Here is an 18,257-nt window from a genome sequence, read left to right as displayed (position 1 = left end):
ATAACCCACGGTTAAGCATAAAACAACACCTTCGGTGTTGACTGATTTCCCAAAGGGAAATTTCTATGCTTAACCTAGGGTTATACCCTAGGTTAAGTGGTCAGATCCAACGAAAAATTTGCAAAATTTCTGCTAAATCCAACCGCTTTAAATTAAAATTCCACTTTTGCGTTTAACAGGAACTCACGTCCATTACCATAGGCAATTGGAATCACGCTGTTACTTGTCCCTTGTGTTGATACATAATACGTTTTATCACCGAGATTTTTACCGTTAAGCTGTAAGCTAACTTTTTTACCGCTTAATTGTGTTTCATAAGCAATAAACGCATCTGTAACCACGGCGTGCGGAAGTTTATACGCTTCGATATTCGCTTCATCGTAGGTGTTATAAACCGTCCAAGAACCTAAATATCTCACCCCTGCACCGACACGGATATTGCCAAAGGCAAATTGCCCTAAATCATAGGTTAAGAATAAACTCGCTTGATGCTGTGGTACACCTTCAAATTCCTTACCATTGAAATAGCTGTATTTGCTATTTTCTTTGGTTTTTGTGTCAGTGTAAGCATAGGTTGCAGTGACGCCTAATTTTTCCGTTAAACGACCGTGTAAGTCCCATTCGAGTCCACGTGAATTGACTTTACCAACAAGGTATTGATAACTATAGCCATCTGTTCCCGTATAGGTGTCTGCAACATTTTTCTTATTAATGTTGAATAAGGCTAAATTGGTACTGAAAAAGGCATTTTCATATTTTGTGCCAATTTCAAACGATTCACCCTGTTCTGGTTTTAAGCTTGAATCCGTAATGGCTGCACGGCTTAAATGCGGACGGAATGATTGTGCGTAGTTACCATAGACAGCCCAGTCTGGTGTAAATTTATAGACAATTCTGCCTTGATATAAAAATTTACCATCGTGTCCATCAGTATATAAACGTTCCGCAACTGTTCTACCACCACGCCCCGCTTCTTGATCGTAATATTCATAACGAATACCGCCTGATAAAATTAATTTGTCCGTTAAATAAGCAGAATCTTGGAGATAGATACCTGCCGTTTTTAAGGTAGCAAATTGATGACCGTTATTCGTTGCTAATGGCATATTCGCTACAGATGCCGTGTTATAAACAGGGTTGCTTAATGAAATAGAACTGTTACTACCTTGATAGCGTGCAATATCTAACGTTGTGCGAGCAAGATCTACGCCAATCACCATACGATGAGCAATATCGCCTGTAGCAAATTCGCCTACTGCATTAATGCTACCACTATGATTACGCTGTTCTGAGCCTTGGATTCCTTCTAAACGGCGTGTGACACTATCTTTGTTCAAATTAATTGTCGTTACACGAGCTTGCCAATAGTTATATGTATCTTTAGTATAACCATAGGTCGCATTCAATTTCCAACTGTCATTTAATTTATGGCTAGCTTGAAGTGAAACAACATCAATTTTCCCTGTTGCTTCATTAAATGGCTCATCTAAACGTCGCTCTTTTGGAATATTTACAATGGTGCCTTTGCCTGTACCATTGGCAATGATATAGGTTCCACGATCAAAGGGATCCGTATATTCTTGATGTTCATAGCTGAGCACAACTTCTGTTTTATCGTTTTGCCAAGATAGAGATGGGGCGTACATAGTACGTTTTACTTCGCCAAAGTTACGCCAATAGTCTTTATCGTTTTGATCGTAAATAAAGCGATATGCAAAACCATGTCCTAATGCACCTGTAGCATCAAAATTTAAGCCCCATGCGTTGTTATTGCCAACAGAACCACCTAATACATATTTTGCTTCTTGTTGTGGTTTTTTGGTTACCACATTAATCACACCACCGGGATCTTGAATACCGTAAAGCACAGATGCAGGGCCTTTTAACACTTCAACACGTTCAGTCGTGGCTGAAAAGTTGTGTGAAGGGCCAGCGACAACGCCGTTGCGTAAAATTGAATTATCACGATTTGCTCCAAAGCCACGTTTAAGAACAGCATCCATTAAACCGCCAAGGGTATTGGTCTGTGTCGTTCCACTTACCGTCGCTAGTGCTTCATCTAAACTTTGTGGCTGGCGATCTCGAATAAGTTGGCTATTTACGACATTCACTGTTTGTGGAGAATCAATGAGTGGAGTGGCGCCTTTATTGGCGATGTTACTCATCCGAGATTGGTAACTTCCATCATTGTTTTCCGTTTCTACTGCTGTTGAAACAGTAACTTCTGATAAAGATGTTTTTCCTTCTGCCATCACAAATGGAGAAAGAAACAATGCAGAATAGAGAAGGCTGTGCTTGAATTTCATAAATTTGCTCTCAAATATACCCAAATACAAAATTGAAAATAATTCTCAACAATAAAATAATACTTCTTTTTAAAATAAAAATCGCTCACTAAATCGTTTTAGTTAGAATAATTTACAATAATTGAACTTTAATGCTCAAATAAACATCAAAATTTACACTAATCCACTTATAAAGACTAAGCATTATTCACTTATTTTTTAACTGTATTGATATCTCTATACACTACTTTCGAAAAGTAAAGCTGATTTAAAACAAAGAAAATAGATTTAGATCAAAACAACCTAAAATCGTTTGATTTTCATACCATTAAATACGACAAAACATTCAATTCTACTTTTGACAATGTTAAAAATTTGTAATAGCATGCGAAATCTCACTGAAATCATTTATAGGAGTAATGATATGGAGCCAATCGTTCTAAACGGTTATCATACTCTCATTGCTGCAACACTTGTGTTGCTCATTGGTCGAGTATTTGTGAATAAAGTCAAATTTTTCCAAGACTTTAATATCCCTGAAGCAGTTGTAGGTGGTTTATTTATCGCCGCTATTATCTTCTGTCTCTACAAATTCGCAGGTATCACCTTTGAATTTGAAAGTTCTCTACGCACCGCCTTTATGTTGGCATTCTTCTCATCCATCGGCTTATCAGCAGATTTTTCCCGTTTAAAACAAGGTGGTATTCCTTTAGTCATTTTCCTTGTCGTCGTGAGTCTCTTTATTCTCGTCCAAAATGGTGTTGGTGTCGGATTGGCAATGTTATTGGGAATCGACCCGCTTGTTGGCTTAATCACAGGTTCAATTACTCTCACCGGTGGACACGGCACTGGGGCGACTTGGGCAACCGTTTTTGCTGAAAAACACGGGCTTGTCGGCGCAATGGAAATGGCAATGGCGTCTGCAACCTTTGGTTTAGTAGCAGGTGGCTTAGTTGGTGGACCATTAGCTCGTCGCCTTATCAATAAAATGAAAATCAGCCCGTCCAAACACAACGTTAAAGTTGAAACCGCTGAAACAAAATATGCCGATGATACCTTTGAAGATGTGGATAATGTACGCTTAATCACCGCTGCTACAGCGATTGAAACAATGGCATTATTTGCTGCTTGTTTAGCATTTTCATCTGTCATGGTTAAAATTTTCCCTAACTCTGGTTTACCACAATTCGTTTGGGCATTAGGTTTTGGGGTAGTATTGCGTAACGTTTTAACTCTCGTTTTCAAGTTCGATATGTTCGACCGTGCAATTGACGTATTCGGTAACGCATCATTAAGCCTATTCTTAGCGATTGCCCTAATGAGTATCAAACTTTGGGAATTAGCTGATCTTGCAGGTTCAATGTTACTTATCCTTGTTGTACAAACCATTGTTATGGTGCTTTACGCCTATTTCATCACCTTTAGAGTAATGGGCAGCAACTACGATGCCGCTGTTTTAGCTGCGGGTCACTGCGGTTTTGGTTTAGGTTCAAGTGCAACAGCGGTTGCAAATATGCAATCAGTGACCGAAACATTCGGACCGTCGCATAAAGCGTTCTTAATCGTACCGCTTGTAGGCGCATTCTTCGTCGATGTCGCAAACTTAGGGGCAATTACGGCGTTTATGAATTATTTGACTAACTAAGTTCGAATTTCCATAAAAAATAAAATGCCACGTTAAAAACTCTTACGTGGCATTTTTCTTTTAAGAAAATCAATTTCTACAACTTAATTGGTGTCGCTGTTCGCTCTAACACTTCCAACAACTCACTGATATTTTGTTTACCCTGTGTTTTGAGCCATTGGCGTGCGGCTTCAACGCCCTCAGCTTTATAGGCATCAGCACCGCCTGCCCAAGTGGCACGTCCGCAAAGTACGCCGTTAAATTGGCTGCCTGCTTGGTGAGCAAATTCAAGGGTTTGTTGGAACAGTTTGGCAGATACGCCTGCACTTAGGAAGATAAACGGTAAATCTGTGGCTTCGCTCTGCTCTTTGAAGAATGCTGCCGCTTCTGCTTGGCTGTAAAGTACTTCGCCCTCAGCAAAACCTTCTACATAGCTCATCACCACAGGCACTTCGACTTTCAACACGTCCACGCCAAAACGTTTGTCCGCAAAGAATTTCATCGCTTCGATCACTTTGCGTGGTTTGACTTTAGCGTTGTACACTTTTTCTTCGTTTGAGCCGTCATAAGTGAGAATTTCTAAGAACAGTGGGATCTGCTCTGCGTTACATTCTGACGCAACACGTTCCACAAAAGCAGCTTTGCGGTCGTTGATTGCGTGCGGTTCGTCAATATCAAAATAGATCAACAATTTAACCGCTTCCGCCCCTTTTTCTTTCAGGCGATAAACGGACACATCGTCAATCAAATCAGGGAAACGTCCAACAGCGGTTTTGTCGTAGCCTGTTTTTTCATACGCCATAATTAAACCGCAGTTTTCATCACGTTTTGCGGACGCTGCCCAGCCAAATTCAGGGTCGAGCAAAATAGATGACGCATAAGGCGTAAGTTCTTGAGAAATCAAGGTTTTAAATTCGCTCACTTGCTGTGCGGTAATATCATCGCCCATCATTCTTCGTAACGCACCACGTTGGTCAATCGCAAGAGCGGCAATAATGCCCTCTTTGGTGCAAAGTTTTTTCATTAGATCTTGTTTAGACATACATACTCCTATTCATCATCGCCTAACGCTAAGTTTTTTAATTGCTGACCGACATCGTGAATTTGCTCTTTGGCATTTTCAATTAAGCCGTCTGTGCCTTCTTCGCTCACATAGCTAATCACCATCGGCAAGTTCATTCCGCTGTATAAGCCTGCCAATTTTGGCAAGTAACGCATTGCCACATTGCACGGCGTGCCGCCCATTATGTCGCAAAATACCACAATCTCACCGCTTGCATTGGCAAGGGCTTGTTCAAATTTGGTTTGGAAATCTTCACTGCCTTCGTGTGGATATAAGCAAACGGTTTGGGCGTTGTCGATTTTGCCTAAAATCATCTCGGCGGTTTCTAGCAAGCCTTCGGCAAATTCGCCGTGGCTGATTAAAATTAAGCTCATAGTTTTGCTCCTTTGGTAGTTTTTGAATTTTTTTGTTTACTCAAATGTTGAATAATCTTCTATATGCATTCGCTCCCCCTGCTTGCGGGGGGAGCTGCCGAAGGCTGAGAAGGGCTGAAAAACAAGCTACAAGCGGTTAAACATCGCTAAAATGTTGCAAACTTCGTTTGCAATCCCCCCTTCCGCCTTCGGCACCTTCCCCCGTAAACGGGGGAAGAGAATGATTTCAAATCAATGAGTTATATGTTCATTTACAAATTCTTCGTATTCAATTCCTTATAAATCGGCTTGTCGCTAAATCTTAATTCGTCAATCTTCACCCCTTCGGTTTCAAACACAATGATGTTGTTCTCGCCTTTGCGTAGCAATGGAGCTGGAAGATAGAGATAGCAAGTCGGACCTTCGTTCCAGTAGCGTCCTAGATTTTCGCCATTGACCACAATCACGCCTTTGCCGAGTGTGCTGGTGTCGATAAAGGTGTCTTGCGGTTCGTCATCAAGAGTGAGCTTGAATTGATAGAAAGACGGGGAGTTGTGGTCGGCTTCACCGTCAAAGTCGATCTCATCTAAACGGTTGAAATCAATGGCGTATTGCTCCCAACCTGTGTGGAAATGCAGATCTAACACTGCTCCAGCACCGATCCCTTTGCGTTGGGTTGGGGCAAGCAGTTTGCCGCCGTAATTGACCCGTCCCATATTTTCTACGAGTAAATCCAGTTGGAACGCACCATTTGGCGTTTGTAACATCACTTCGTTGCCGATTTCGTGCTGATACTGGGTGGCGACTTTTTGTTGGTCGTTGAAAATCTGAATACGGTCTCTGCCTTGATAAATTCTCAGCTTGATTTCATCGCTGTAAGCGGTCGGTTTGGCTCGATAAAGAACATAGCCGTAATAATGCCCGAGTTGCTCCATTGTTTGTGTAAATGGGCTGTCGAAGCGGTCGCTGATTGGCTCAAGGGTGTTGAACAGCGACACTTCATTTTGCACCGCAAGCGGTGGGTAAGCGGTGATTTTTGGCAAAATCGGCTCGACTATCGGGCTGGCATCAGGGTATTGCCCTAACACTTTTTGCAACAGATAGAATTTCTCTGACGGCTCACCCCATTCGTGAACAGGGGCATCGTAGTCGTAACTGGTTACTTGCGGTAAGTCGGTGTCTAGCCGTGCGGAACAGCCGTTCCAAAAGCCGAAGTTTGTACCGCCTTGAAACATATAGAAGTTGATACTGGCTCGCTCTAACAGCTCTTTGGTGCAATCCGCTAGGTCTTGAGCATCACGGCGGATCACAGGCTCTTTCCAGCGGTTAAACCAGCCGTCCCAAAATTCCATACACATCAAAGGGTAAGATTTGCCGTGATTGTCGATATAGCGTTGCAATTCGTCTAAATTTTCGTTGGAACGAGAGCCAAAATTGCCCGTTGGCAAAATATCGTCTTCAATCAATGCCCCGGCTTCTAAGGCGTTTTGCCACGCACCGTCCGATGTGAAAAGCGGTACGTTTACGCCGTGAATTAACATCAACGCTCGAATGGCTCGTAAATAATTTTTATCGTTGCCAAATGAGCCGTATTCATTTTCGATCTGCATCATCAAAATGTTACCGCCTTGCGTAATTTGATACGGGGCAACTCGTGGCAAGAGTTCTTGAAAATAGCGGTCGATTTCCGCAATAAACAGCGGATCGTTTTGGCGTAGGCGAATGTTTGGAATGTTGAGCAACCACGCCGGTAAGCCGCCAAATTCCCATTCGGCACAGATATAAGGCGTTGGGCGAAGAATAACGTATAAGCCGAGATCTTTCGCCGTTTGCAAAAATTTGACTAAATCTGCCCGCTTGCTGAAGTTAAATTTGTCGGGCTGTGGTTGGTGTAAGTTCCACGGCACATAGGTTTCAACGGTATTGCAGCCCATTGCCTTGAGATTGTAAAGGGTTTTGTACCAGTATTCAGGCACAATGCGGAAATAATGCACTGCACCCGATAAAATTTTAAATGGTTTGCCGTGTAGCAAAAATTCTTTTTCACCGATTTGGAAAGGCATAATTACTCCTTTAAAACGACTGGCGAATCGGGATTGCTGATCCATTCAATTTTGTGGGTCTCGACCCCTGCCCCTTGCCCTGAAATCAGGTCGGCATCGCTATCGCCGAAATAGATCGCTTGCGTTGGCTCTAACGCAAAGTGAGCCAAAATCTTCAACAAGCCGTCAGGGGCTGGTTTGGAATGAGCAATATCATCATCGCTGATAGTTAAATCAAAACAATCTGTTAAACCTAATGCACTAAGCGAATAGTCAAGGCTACGTCTGCCCTTGCCCGTAAAAACCGCAATTTTTTTGTCTTGCTGTTTGAGTTTTGCAAGCATTGTGCGAATTTTGTCAGGACATTGTGCATACAACGAATGGTTGGTTTGGTAAAGTTGATAGAAAAATTCGACCGCTTGTTGCTTCTGCTCTTGGCTGCCTTTAACGACTTTTTCAATAATCGCCTGTTCTGAACCGCCAAAATGTTGTTCAATTTCAGCGTTATTTAACAGTTCGCCATTAAATTTCAAAAAGGTTTCTCTAAAGCACATAAAAGCTAATGGAAGTGTGTCGGCAAGCGTGCCGTCAAAATCGAAAATATAGAGAACTTTCATTAGGTTTTACCTCTAGGTGTAAAGTTTGGAGCGGATCTGACCGCTTTAATACGGTAGGAACACCAAACATAGTGTCCCCACCATTTTTCACTTAACTATTTGATTGCTTCATATTTTGAAATCACGTCTTTAAAACGTGTGTTCACTTCCGAAAAATCATATAAGCCGTGTTCATTTGGTTTTAACCCTGAGAATTTTAAGGAATAAATTATCGGCGGATTTTTCAAATCAACTAAGCTCATATTTCTGAGTTGCTCCGTGCTTTGATACATAATGTTTAGAGCTACATACTCTTTTTTCGTTTCCTTGTTTACCCATTTTTCAAACAGCAATTTAGAGCCGATTGGTGTTTTCTTTTCAATGGTATTTGGTAAGGAATACTCCTCTACACCTAAAGCACTTGTGACAGAACCGATATTCGAATCGTGTCCAACAAGATAAGTAAATTTGCGATCTTTGGCATTCAATTCATCACGAATATAAACAAGTAGTGGGTGAGCCACATTCGCTGCTACGGTTGGGGCAGTAAAGAGTACGTCACCATAAACATCTTTAACACGGGAAATTTTCTCCCATTCTTCCGTAGAAAGAGCTTGTCCAAATCCTGCAATTTTATCATTAGGCTCTTCAAAGTATTGGAGTACTAAAGCATCTGCTATACGAGTTGCCAGTTTTAATGATCCTGATAAATTTGGCTCTGCACCCTGTACAAAAAGCATTTTGGTATCAAAATCATCTAACTTACAGGTTTTTTCTTCTTTACAAGCAACAGAATTTTCCATATTCATCACTTTTTCAATTAATTCAAAAGACGGTTTCAAACTTTCCGTTAATTCTTTTAAACTAGTTTTTCCACCCATTGCATTAATTTCTTTCATTGCTTGTTCTTGAAATTCAGGGGTAAGTTTTGTTAGGCGTGGGAAGAAAATTGGATCCATTTTGCTTGGTAAGAAACGATGTGATATTTCAACACCACAAGTAGGTAAGAAACCTGATTTAAAATACTCTGCTGTTGCAATAGTTCGTTGCATACTATTTGCATAGATATTTAATTCATCGCGATTTAAACAGCCATTCTCTTTTAGTAAGCCCTCTTTCTCTAACCATTTACGGAAATACTGCCCCATAATGCTTTCAAGCACACCGCCTCGTGAAGTTAATTCGCTTGGGTTTGCACTCCAATTAATCCATTGATGTGTAGTTGCTTTTCCTAAAACGCTATCTTTGCCTGATAGTGGTGCTCGAATGTTATGGCGACTTAAAACAACCACTTCGTTTAATTCATACCCTTTTTCTGACAAAGTTTGTACTGGATTTGATGCAAATGTATTTGTGCTTAATCCCATTAATAATGCTAAAGAAATCATTGATAATTTTTTCATAATCTATCCTTACATTGAGAAAATGAAGACGTTACAATTTTTAAATGAGATGTTATCGTTGGAGACGCCAAGCGTGGCGTCCCTACAATAACCTTAAACATAAAATTTACGGGAAAAACGATTGTAGGGACACGACGCTTCGTGTCCCATTCATATTAACCTTTCGCCAACAATCCAGCCCAAGAGAGCAAGATACAGAGTGCGATGATGATCATAATCGCTTTGTTAGAGTTCATTTTCGGTCTGCCGAGTAACCAGTAGATGAAGAAGACCACTAACGCTGGGACTAATCTTGGTAAGATTAAGTCTAAGTTCGCTTGGGCGGACACAACTTTCTCACCAATGGTGGCAACAAACGGTACTTTGACGTTCACCATCGTTGCACACATCACCCCGACTACGAATACCCCTAACACTGTTGCAGCGTTAGTTAAGGCGTTCAAGCGGTGGCTTAGGTTGGTGACAAGGTTTACCCCTTCACGATAAGCGATTTTGAGTTGTACCCAACGGAATACCATTGTAGCGATAGCGACTGCGACCCATAAGCCTACGCCGAGTGGATTGCCGTTTACCGCCATTGTTGCGGCGATTGCACCCATAATCGCTGGGACGAGTGAGCCGAATAAGGCATCACCGATAGCGGCGAATGGCCCCATTAAACCTGATTTGATACCTGCAACGGCTTCAAGAGATTTTACCCCTTGTTTTTCTTCAAGTGCCAAGTCGATACCTTTAACAATGGTGTTAAAGAATGGGCTGGTGTTGAAGAATTGGTTGTGCATCACCATCATTTTTTGTAATTCTGGGGTGTTATCACCATACATTTTGCGAAGTTGTGGTAATAAAATCCATAAGTAACCAGAACCTTGCATACGTTCGTAGTTCCAACCAACTTGGTTGAAGAATAAGTTACGAATGTTAATTTGGCGGAAGTCGGCATCAGTTAATTTGTAGCCTTTTGGGTTTCCAACTTGTTGATTAGAGTTCGTCATCTTCAATTTCTCCTTTTGCAGAAGTGGTATTTTGTTTTGCAACTGGGGCTGAGCCACCTTCTACGCTACGTTGGTAAACAATGTAGGCGAATGCAAAACCGATAGCTGCCATTGCAAGCATTGGTACGCTGCTAATTGAGTTGCTTACACCTGTTGATGCACCAACCGCATTGATGTTACCGAATAGGGTAATGAAGATTGCGGTAAGTGAGAACGCAAGGATTAAGTAAGCAATATGACGTTTTGTCGGTAAGTAACGAAGTAAGATTGCGAAACCTAACGCTGGTAATACGCCACCTGCAAGGGTTAAGCCGTCTGCGATAATTTTCAAGAAGCCTGTTTGCATTGCTTCTGCAAGGCTTGCCACAAATGGGCCACCGAAGACTAACGCTAAGAAGATTGGCAATGCACGAGAAAGACCCCAAGCGATTGCACCGCAGAGATAGTTCACGGTAATTGCACTGTAAGCGTGGTCTTGAATGTTTTTGTCGATACGGTGAGCGAAGAAGACGTTAGACATTCTCGCTAAAATATCGGTATAAACCATTAAGGCTGCAATTGGCACGGCAAGGGTGGTTAAGGCTAACTGCGGATCCATTCCTGCTGACACAGAGAATGCCGTTGCAATTACAGTACCAGAGTTCGCATCAATACGAGATGCACCACCGAAAGTACCTACCCCAAGGATAGTTAATTGCATTGAACCACCGATTAACAAGCCTGTTGTTAAATCGCCCATAATTAAACCTGTGATAAAGCCTGCAAACACAGGTGAACCAGCACTAGATACAATCGTGATTTCATCTAGGATTTGATAGAACGCATAGAGCGTTATCAAAAGTATTTGCCACCATTCGATCATAATCGTTACTCCTCTATAAAAGTTTCATTAAATCGACTTTTTCTTCATTTGGCACAAGCTGTGCGGTAAGCTTCACGCCTCTTTCAGAAAGTTTTCTAAACACTTCCACATCATCTTCAGTCACGTGGACTGTTTTTCTGATAGGGCGTGTTAGATCCGTTTTAGGCATATTCCCTGCATTTACTTCTGGCAGATTTACGCCTGCCTCCACAAGTTGCAAAATGGTTTGTGGGGTTCTTGTTACCAACAACACACGTTGAGAATCATAACGCCCTTCGTTAATGTTGGTGGCTGCTTTTTCCACAGTCAAAACGCTTAAATTGACCCCCGCAGGGCAAGCCAAGCGTAAGCCTGCTTTATCAATGTCATTATTTGCTGCGGTTTCATCCACAACCATAATGCGTGTGATATTGAGATAAGACGTCCATAAATTTGCCACTTGTCCGTGGATTAAACGTCCATCAATCCGTACGTTTAAAATTGCCATATTGGTCTCCTTCTTCTGTTATTTGTATGGATATAAGGTTACGCCTTGTACCACACGATTAACCTCTCCTGTCGGGCAAGGGTTATCCGTGGTATAGCCAAGATAGAGTGAACTATAGAATGAATAGAGCTGCCCAATCACTAAGAATGGGAAAATACGTGCCGCATCATCTAATTTGTAAATTTCTGCACGAATCGGACCGCTTGTATCACCCAATAACACCACTTCTTTTGCCTTTTTATCTCTCACCAATTCTTGATAAAGATCACGGTCGTACTGTGCCGTATAAGGTTGTTGAGATAAGAAGATAAAGATTAAGGTTTCATTTTGAACAAGCGATTTTGGTCCGTGACGGAAGCCCATGGAAGATTCAAAGAAGCCTAAACGTTCGCCTGCGGTCAGCTCTAACAATTTCAATGATGTTTCACGGGCAAGCCCTTGAAAATGTCCACTACCAAGATAGACGATCCGTTTTAATGGAAGATGGGCTAAACGTTGGATTTCAAGTAAATCCTGTTCAAGCAGTTGTTCCGTCACTGTCGCAAAACTTTCTACCCAATTTTCATCAAAGGATTTAGGGGCAAGAGAGAGCAAGGCTGCAATCATCATATTGCTAGCACTTGATGTCATTGCAAAACCTTTATCGTGGGTTGAATCTGGCAATGCTAAAGCGTAAGCGGTTGGATTTTGTGAACATTTTACAAATAATGCCCCATTGACATTATTGGTAATCGCCAAATGATAAGCCTCTTTAACAATATCATTGACTCGATCTACGGCACCGATACTTTCAGGGCTGTTGCCTGAACGACCGAAAGAAACAAGTAATGTTGGCTTATCTTCAAACAAATATTGATAAGGGCTAGAAACAAGGTCTGTACTCGCGATCGCTTCGATCACACAGCCTAATTTTTCGCTTAAGATTGGTGCGACAACTTCTCCAATAAAGGCAGATGTGCCAGCACCTGTAAAAATAATACGTAATTCACCCTTTTTAGCTCGTTCAACAAGTGGTTGAGCAAAAGAAATTACATCAGAAGATTTCACGATAGAAAATGTTTCACGCCATGTTGCTGGTTGTTGAGCAATTTCTTTTGCTGTCCAAAATGCGTTGTTCTTTTCTAGCGTTTGATTTGCAATATTGAGAATCATGTCACTTCCCTCACAAACAAATAGTGAATTTATTTACAAGGAAAGAAAATGAAAGAGACTATGTAATCATTACGCAATAAGCACTTTAACACCCATATTTTCAAGATACTCTTGATAACTCAATGGTAATTTATTATCTGTCACTAACACATCAATCTGATTTGCTGCACAAATAACGAAATTACTATACTGACCAAACTTACTTGAGTCAGTCACTACAATCACTTGATCAGCTGCATTACACATTAAACGATTTAAGTGAGCTTCTTGCTCATTAAATGTAGTAATACCTTTGTGTAAATCAAAACCATCTACACCAAGAAATACCTTATTAAAGCGATAATAATGTAAATTATTGTCAGCCATTATACCTGAAAAAGACATTGCATTTTTTCGTAACACACCACCAGTCATTCTTACTTCAACATTCGGGCAACCAACTAATTCCATTGCAACATCTAACCCATTTGTCAAAACTGTTAAATTCAGCTCTCCTAAATGACTTACGATTGCTTTCGTTGTTGTACCAGAATCTAAAATGACTCTATCTCCTTCTTCCAAAAGAGAGGCTGCAAGTTTACCTATACGTTGTTTGAGTTCAGGGTAATTATTGCGCTTATCAGCAATAGAAAGTTCCGCAATCAATCTTGAATTTAAGACAGCAAAACCATGGGATCTTGTAATGTATCCTTGTTGTTCTAACACATTGAGATCTGAACGGATAGTGACCGTAGAAACCCCAAAATGTTGAGATAACGCTTCAACACGAAGACTCCCCGCTTTCTGTAATAAAGCCAAAATATCAGAACGTCTTTCTACACTACTTTTCATTTTCTCTCCTACATCAAAACAACCACTGCATACTACGATTGCTTTCGAATTGATTGTATTTAAACCCAAAAACGAAAGCAAACGTAATTATTAAAAAATGAGATGAAGATCACATAAATTTACAAAATAAAAAAGCCAAACAGTAATCTGTTTGGCGTAAGGAAAAATGAATAAAATTTTCTTAGTTAACGACTGTGCTTTGTTATAGCTAGTGCCTTAACAAAACAAGGCTCATTGTAAATAAATGTATTTTAAAGTCAATAAAACACCATTCTAAATGGTCAAAAAAAAGATCAAGAACATCTATCTCATAAAGAAAATATTATTCACCAGAAATTTTTAACTTATCTAGCAGAATAGAGCCTGTTTGAATATTTGAACGATGTTCGATATCATCAGCCACCGCAACCATATTTTTAAACATATCTTGCAACTGTCCTGCTATGGTAATTTCTGCGACTGGATATTGAATTTCACCATTTTCTACCCAAAAGCCCGCCGCTCCTCGAGAATACTCCCCTGTTACCCCATTAATCGCACTGCCTAACATTTCCGTGACAAGTAATCCTGTTCCCATCTCTTTTAATAAGGCAGAAAGTCCGCCAGTCCGATTAGGCTTTACTAGCCAGTTATGAATACCGCCCGCATGTCCCGTGGTTGTCATACCTAGTTTCTTTGCGCTATAGGTGGTCAATAAATAAGTTTGAAGTACACCATCTTTAATAATTTGCTGATCTCTTGTATAAACGCCTTCGCTATCAAAAGGCGATGAGGCTAACTGACGCAAAAGATGAGGTTTTTCTGTTAATTCAAACCATGACGGCAAAATCTGTTCACCCAATTTATCTTGTAAAAAACTAGCTTTACGATACAAGGCTCCGCCACTAATTGCCCCTGCCAAATGCCCCATTAATCCCGTTGCAATGTCATTATAAAAAATGACAGGGACTTCGCACGTTGCTAATTTCTGTGGATTTAGGCGATCGACTGCTTTAATTGCTGCTTGTCTACCCACCCATTCTGGTGCGGCTAACTTTTCAAATTGACGAGAGATAGTGTATTCATAATCACGCTCTAGCTGATCTTCACAGGCTGAAATCACACTACAAGACAGCGAATAACGGCTCGATAAGTAACTTTGTAGTAGCCCATGGGTATTACCATAGACTCGAATGCCACTGTGAGAATTAAAAGTTGCGCCATCGCTATTGACAATACGTTCATCGCTATTTAGTGCATAATGCTCTGCTTCAATCGCTAGTTCAACCGCTTGATCGACATCGATCTCCGCTTGGTGATAAAGGTCAAGATCGGGCGCATCAAATGCCATCAGCTCTTTATCAGCCAATCCTGCAAATTCATCTTCTGACGTATATTTTGCAATCGCTAACGCAGATTCGACCGCTTGTTGAATGGATTTTGGCTGTAAATCCGATGTGGATGCATTGCCTTTACGCTTGCCTAAATAGACTGAAATCCCTAAAGAACCGTCATTGTTAAATTCAATGTTTTCTGTCTGCTCTAAACGTGTTGAAACAGAAAGCCCAGCCACTTTAGTTACACCCACTTCTGCCGTTGCTCCTGCTTTTTGAGCCAGTTCTAGTGCCATCGAAACGGCATCTCTTAATGTTTTTTCTTGCTGTTGAAGTTCTTCTTTGCTGATAAGCGACATAATTTTTCCTTTTACAAGCGGTGAGATCCCGCCATTTTTTTGCAAATTTACGTTGTTTTTATGGAATCTCGTCATTCTACCTGAAATTTCTGCTAGACTATGCAAATTTTTATTAAGATGAAGGAATAATCATGGCAAGAAAACAGCGTGATGAAATCGATTGGACAGATAATGAAGAAGAGATTATCTGGGTCAGCAAAAGTGAAATTAAGCGTGATGCGGAACATTTAAAAAAATTAGGGGCAAGTTTGATTGAATTAAATTCAGCCAATCTTGCGAAAATGCCGATTGATGACACCTTGCGTGAAGCGATTGAACTCGCACAACGTTTACGTTTAGAAGCGCGCCGTCGTCAAATTCAATACATCGGTAAATTATTACGCAATGTCGATCATGAGCCGATTCAAGAAGCGCTAGATAAGGTGGAAAATCGCCATAATCAACAACAAGCGTTATTGCATAAACTTGAATTAATTCGTGATGATTTAATCGTGCAAGGTGACAATGCGGTCAATAACTTGGTTGATGAATACCCAACACTTGATCGTCAACATTTACGTAATTTAGTTCGCATGGCGCAAAAAGAGAAACAGGCGAATAAACCACCGAAAAATTACCGTGAAATTTTTCAATACCTAAAATCAGTGATTGTAGAACAAGAATAGGACAAATATGGAAGTACTTTTTTATTCACACGTCGTTTTGGCTTATGTGAGTTTGGCATTATTATTAGTTCGTGGGATTTTATCTGCAAAAATGGTCGATTGGCGAGCTTATAAAGTGTTAAAAATCGCACCACATGCGGTAGATACATTATTGCTTGTCACAGGCTTGACTATTTTTATCTATTTTGGACTTGATATTCAGCCTTGGATTTTAGCGAAATTATTCTTCTTAGTGATGTATACCTATTTTGCAACCAAAGCTTTTAAGAAAGGGCAACGTTTTTCTATCAAACACTTCATTCTCTCTGTGGTGAGTTTTATGATGGTGATGATGGTCGCAACGGTAAAATAGTAGAATGTTGCGATATGACATTGTGTAGGGTGGGCAAGGATGTCCACCCTACATGTTGTTTCTAATACAAAAAGGCTAGGTGTTAAACCTAGCCTTTTTAACTATCTGCTCAGTATTAGAGTTTCGGACCTGCCGCAACTAATGCTTTGCCCTCGTCATTGGTTGCATATTGCTCGAAGTTTTTCACGAAACGACCTGCAAGATCTTCCGCTTTTGCTTGCCATTGAGCTTTGTCTGCGTAGGTATCACGCGGGTCTAAAATCGCTGGATTTACGCCTGGTAATGAAGTTGGTACAGCTAAGTCGAAAATTGGAAGCTGTTTGGTTTCTGTTTTTTCGATAGAACCGTCTAAAATTGCATCAATAATACCACGCGTATCTTTGATTGAGATACGTTTACCTGTACCGTTCCAACCTGTATTTACTAAGTATGCTTGAGCACCTGATGCTTCCATACGTTTCACTAATACTTCTGCATATTGTGTTGGGTGAAGTGATAAGAACGCTTTACCGAAACACGCAGAGAAGGTTGGGGTTGGCTCAGTTACACCACGCTCTGTGCCTGCTAATTTCGCTGTGAAACCAGATAAGAAGTAGTATTTGGTTTGCTCTGGCGTTAATTTAGAAACAGGTGGTAACACACCGAATGCGTCTGCGGTTAAGAAGATCACTTTGGTTGCGTGACCTGCTTTTGAGACTGGTTCAACAATGTTGTCAATGTGATAAATTGGGTAAGAAACACGGGTATTTTCGGTTTTTGAACCGTCTGCGAAGTCGATAGAACCATCTTCACGTACTACTACGTTTTCTAATAACGCATCACGTTTGATTGCACGATAGATATCTGGCTCGTTTTCTTCTGAAAGGTTAATGGTTTTCGCATAGCAACCGCCCTCGTAGTTGAATACGCCGTCATCGTCCCAACCGTGTTCGTCATCACCGATTAATTTACGTTTTGGATCCGTTGAAAGTGTGGTTTTACCTGTGCCTGATAAACCGAAGAATACTGCAACATCGCCGTCTTCACCTACGTTTGCAGAACAGTGCATTGACGCAATGCCTTTTAATGGTAACCAGTAGTTCATTAGTGAGAATAAGCCTTTTTTCATCTCACCGCCGTACCAAGTACCGCCGATTAATTGGATTTTTTCTGTGATGTTGAATGCCACAAAGTTTTCAGAATTTAAGCCTTGCTCTTTCCAGTTCGGGTTGGTGACTTTAGAGCCGTTCATTACCACGAAATCTGGGGTGAAGTTGGCTAATTCTGCTTCGCTTGGGCGAATAAACATATTTTTCACAAAGTGTGCTTGCCACGCTACTTCTGTTACAATACGCACGGCAACACGGCTGTCTGGGTTTGCACCGCAGAATGCGTCAATAACAAATAAGCGTTTGTTAGACAATTGATTAGTGACAAGCTCTTTGATGCTTTGCCAAGTTGATTGGCTCATTGGTTTGTTATCGTTTTTCACTTCGTCACTTGTCCACCAAACAGTGTCTTTGGTGTTTTCATCTAAAACGATGAATTTGTCTTTCGGTGAACGACCAGTAAAGATCCCAGTATCTACAGCAACCGCACCTGAAGTCGTTAAACGACCTTTCTCGTACCCTTGCAATTCAGGTTTCATCTCTTCTTCAAAAAGCTGTTCATAACTTGGGTTATAAACAATCTCTTTTACATTGGTAATGCCTAAAAGTGCAAGCTCTTGTTCAACTCGATTTAACATAGAATCACCTCATATGAATAAAGATTAAAATTAAAAACTATGCAAATTATAGAGCGTTTCTCCAAAAAAAAATGTTACATACTTCAAATTTTTAAGAATTTATAAACATTTTTTTTGATCTAGATAAGTTTTTCGATATTTCGTTGTACAAT

16 protein-coding genes are annotated in these 18,257 nt (G+C 40.7%); 3 read left to right on the top strand and 13 right to left on the bottom strand.

Annotated features, from left to right (window positions below):
• Nucleotides 1-152: 152 nt before the first annotated feature.
• Complete coding sequence (locus C5N92_RS01615) at nucleotides 153-2,306, bottom strand: TonB-dependent siderophore receptor (protein ID WP_111749137.1); 2,154 nt, start codon at nucleotides 2,304-2,306, stop codon at nucleotides 153-155.
• Nucleotides 2,307-2,709: 403 nt separating this feature from the next.
• Here C5N92_RS01615 and gltS point away from each other — a divergent pair, with 403 nt between their 5' ends.
• Complete coding sequence (gene gltS / locus C5N92_RS01610) at nucleotides 2,710-3,930, top strand: sodium/glutamate symporter (RefSeq protein WP_111749136.1); 1,221 nt, start codon at nucleotides 2,710-2,712, stop codon at nucleotides 3,928-3,930.
• Between the two features lie 76 nt (nucleotides 3,931-4,006).
• Here the strand turns inward: gltS and lacD are convergent, their stop codons facing one another.
• The 11 genes from lacD to pmbA form a co-directional block, all read right to left on the bottom strand.
• Nucleotides 4,007-4,951 carry a tagatose-bisphosphate aldolase gene (lacD, locus tag C5N92_RS01605; protein ID WP_111749135.1) on the bottom strand — a complete coding sequence of 315 codons (945 nt, stop codon included), beginning with the start codon at nucleotides 4,949-4,951 and terminating at the stop codon, nucleotides 4,007-4,009.
• A gap of 8 nt (nucleotides 4,952-4,959) precedes the next feature.
• A complete protein-coding gene (locus C5N92_RS01600; protein ID WP_111749134.1) occupies nucleotides 4,960-5,346 on the bottom strand; it encodes a PTS sugar transporter subunit IIA in 387 nt (128 codons plus the stop codon).
• A gap of 251 nt (nucleotides 5,347-5,597) precedes the next feature.
• On the bottom strand, nucleotides 5,598-7,388 hold the full coding sequence (locus tag C5N92_RS01595) for a glycoside hydrolase family 35 protein (protein ID WP_111749133.1): 1,791 nt from the start codon (nucleotides 7,386-7,388) through the stop codon (nucleotides 5,598-5,600).
• 2 nt (nucleotides 7,389-7,390) lie between these two features.
• Nucleotides 7,391-7,984, bottom strand: a complete 594-nt coding sequence (locus C5N92_RS01590) for an HAD family hydrolase (RefSeq protein WP_111749132.1) — start codon at nucleotides 7,982-7,984, stop codon at nucleotides 7,391-7,393.
• A gap of 95 nt (nucleotides 7,985-8,079) precedes the next feature.
• Nucleotides 8,080-9,366 (bottom strand): histidine-type phosphatase, encoded by a 1,287-nt coding sequence (locus C5N92_RS01585; protein WP_111749131.1) that lies wholly within the window; start codon nucleotides 9,364-9,366, stop codon nucleotides 8,080-8,082.
• A gap of 155 nt (nucleotides 9,367-9,521) precedes the next feature.
• Nucleotides 9,522-10,358, bottom strand: a complete 837-nt coding sequence (locus C5N92_RS01580) for a PTS system mannose/fructose/sorbose family transporter subunit IID (protein ID WP_111749130.1) — start codon at nucleotides 10,356-10,358, stop codon at nucleotides 9,522-9,524.
• Entirely contained in the window at nucleotides 10,345-11,220 is an 876-nt protein-coding gene (locus C5N92_RS01575; RefSeq protein WP_111749129.1) for a PTS mannose/fructose/sorbose/N-acetylgalactosamine transporter subunit IIC, read from the bottom strand. The genes C5N92_RS01580 and C5N92_RS01575 overlap by 14 nt, the downstream gene beginning before the upstream one ends.
• 13 nt (nucleotides 11,221-11,233) lie before the next feature.
• On the bottom strand, nucleotides 11,234-11,707 hold the full coding sequence (locus tag C5N92_RS01570; protein ID WP_111749128.1) for a PTS sugar transporter subunit IIB: 474 nt from the start codon (nucleotides 11,705-11,707) through the stop codon (nucleotides 11,234-11,236).
• An 18-nt stretch (nucleotides 11,708-11,725) separates the two neighbouring features.
• The gene (locus C5N92_RS01565) at nucleotides 11,726-12,859 is read right to left on the bottom strand and encodes an SIS domain-containing protein (protein WP_111749127.1); all 1,134 of its coding nucleotides are present in this window, start codon (nucleotides 12,857-12,859) and stop codon (nucleotides 11,726-11,728) included.
• Between the two features lie 69 nt (nucleotides 12,860-12,928).
• Entirely contained in the window at nucleotides 12,929-13,690 is a 762-nt protein-coding gene (gene agaR / locus C5N92_RS01560; RefSeq protein WP_111749126.1) for a transcriptional repressor AgaR, read from the bottom strand.
• Nucleotides 13,691-14,012: 322 nt separating this feature from the next.
• Nucleotides 14,013-15,362, bottom strand: a complete 1,350-nt coding sequence (gene pmbA, locus C5N92_RS01555; RefSeq protein WP_111749125.1) for a metalloprotease PmbA — start codon at nucleotides 15,360-15,362, stop codon at nucleotides 14,013-14,015.
• 131 nt (nucleotides 15,363-15,493) lie between these two features.
• Here pmbA and yjgA point away from each other — a divergent pair, with 131 nt between their 5' ends.
• Together yjgA and C5N92_RS01545 are read left to right on the top strand one after the other, a co-directional pair.
• Nucleotides 15,494-16,027 (top strand): ribosome biogenesis factor YjgA, encoded by a 534-nt coding sequence (gene yjgA, locus C5N92_RS01550; RefSeq protein ID WP_111749124.1) that lies wholly within the window; start codon nucleotides 15,494-15,496, stop codon nucleotides 16,025-16,027.
• Between the two features lie 7 nt (nucleotides 16,028-16,034).
• The gene (locus C5N92_RS01545) at nucleotides 16,035-16,379 is read left to right on the top strand and encodes a SirB2 family protein (RefSeq protein ID WP_111749123.1); all 345 of its coding nucleotides are present in this window, start codon (nucleotides 16,035-16,037) and stop codon (nucleotides 16,377-16,379) included.
• 115 nt (nucleotides 16,380-16,494) lie between these two features.
• Here the strand turns inward: C5N92_RS01545 and pckA are convergent, their stop codons facing one another.
• Nucleotides 16,495-18,105, bottom strand: coding sequence for a phosphoenolpyruvate carboxykinase (ATP) (gene pckA, locus C5N92_RS01540; RefSeq protein WP_111749122.1), 1,611 nt, complete (start codon nucleotides 18,103-18,105; stop codon nucleotides 16,495-16,497).
• Between the last annotated feature and the right edge of the window lie 152 nt (nucleotides 18,106-18,257).

The sequence above is a fragment of the Glaesserella australis genome (assembly GCF_003260095.1).
Taxonomy (GTDB): domain Bacteria; phylum Pseudomonadota; class Gammaproteobacteria; order Enterobacterales; family Pasteurellaceae; genus Glaesserella; species Glaesserella australis.
The sequence above is the reverse complement of the archived record's forward strand: the minus strand, read 5'-3'. Positions and strand labels throughout refer to the sequence as shown.

Bases quoted from the DNA above. Each gene is read 5' to 3' on its own strand.
- C5N92_RS01545 (WP_111749123.1), top strand. From the start codon at position 16,035: ATGGAAGTACTTTTTTATTCACACGTCGTTTTGGCTTATGTGAGTTTG.
- C5N92_RS01575 (WP_111749129.1), bottom strand. From the start codon at position 11,220: ATGATCGAATGGTGGCAAATACTTTTGATAACGCTCTATGCGTTCTAT.
- C5N92_RS01590 (WP_111749132.1), bottom strand. From the start codon at position 7,984: ATGAAAGTTCTCTATATTTTCGATTTTGACGGCACGCTTGCCGACACA.
- pmbA (WP_111749125.1), bottom strand. From the start codon at position 15,362: ATGTCGCTTATCAGCAAAGAAGAACTTCAACAGCAAGAAAAAACATTA.
- C5N92_RS01600 (WP_111749134.1), bottom strand. From the start codon at position 5,346: ATGAGCTTAATTTTAATCAGCCACGGCGAATTTGCCGAAGGCTTGCTA.
- C5N92_RS01615 (WP_111749137.1), bottom strand. From the start codon at position 2,306: ATGAAATTCAAGCACAGCCTTCTCTATTCTGCATTGTTTCTTTCTCCA.
- C5N92_RS01580 (WP_111749130.1), bottom strand. From the start codon at position 10,358: ATGACGAACTCTAATCAACAAGTTGGAAACCCAAAAGGCTACAAATTA.
- C5N92_RS01585 (WP_111749131.1), bottom strand. From the start codon at position 9,366: ATGAAAAAATTATCAATGATTTCTTTAGCATTATTAATGGGATTAAGC.
- C5N92_RS01565 (WP_111749127.1), bottom strand. From the start codon at position 12,859: ATGATTCTCAATATTGCAAATCAAACGCTAGAAAAGAACAACGCATTT.
- agaR (WP_111749126.1), bottom strand. From the start codon at position 13,690: ATGAAAAGTAGTGTAGAAAGACGTTCTGATATTTTGGCTTTATTACAG.
- lacD (WP_111749135.1), bottom strand. From the start codon at position 4,951: ATGTCTAAACAAGATCTAATGAAAAAACTTTGCACCAAAGAGGGCATT.
- pckA (WP_111749122.1), bottom strand. From the start codon at position 18,105: ATGTTAAATCGAGTTGAACAAGAGCTTGCACTTTTAGGCATTACCAAT.
- C5N92_RS01570 (WP_111749128.1), bottom strand. From the start codon at position 11,707: ATGGCAATTTTAAACGTACGGATTGATGGACGTTTAATCCACGGACAA.
- yjgA (WP_111749124.1), top strand. From the start codon at position 15,494: ATGGCAAGAAAACAGCGTGATGAAATCGATTGGACAGATAATGAAGAA.
- gltS (WP_111749136.1), top strand. From the start codon at position 2,710: ATGGAGCCAATCGTTCTAAACGGTTATCATACTCTCATTGCTGCAACA.
- C5N92_RS01595 (WP_111749133.1), bottom strand. From the start codon at position 7,388: ATGCCTTTCCAAATCGGTGAAAAAGAATTTTTGCTACACGGCAAACCA.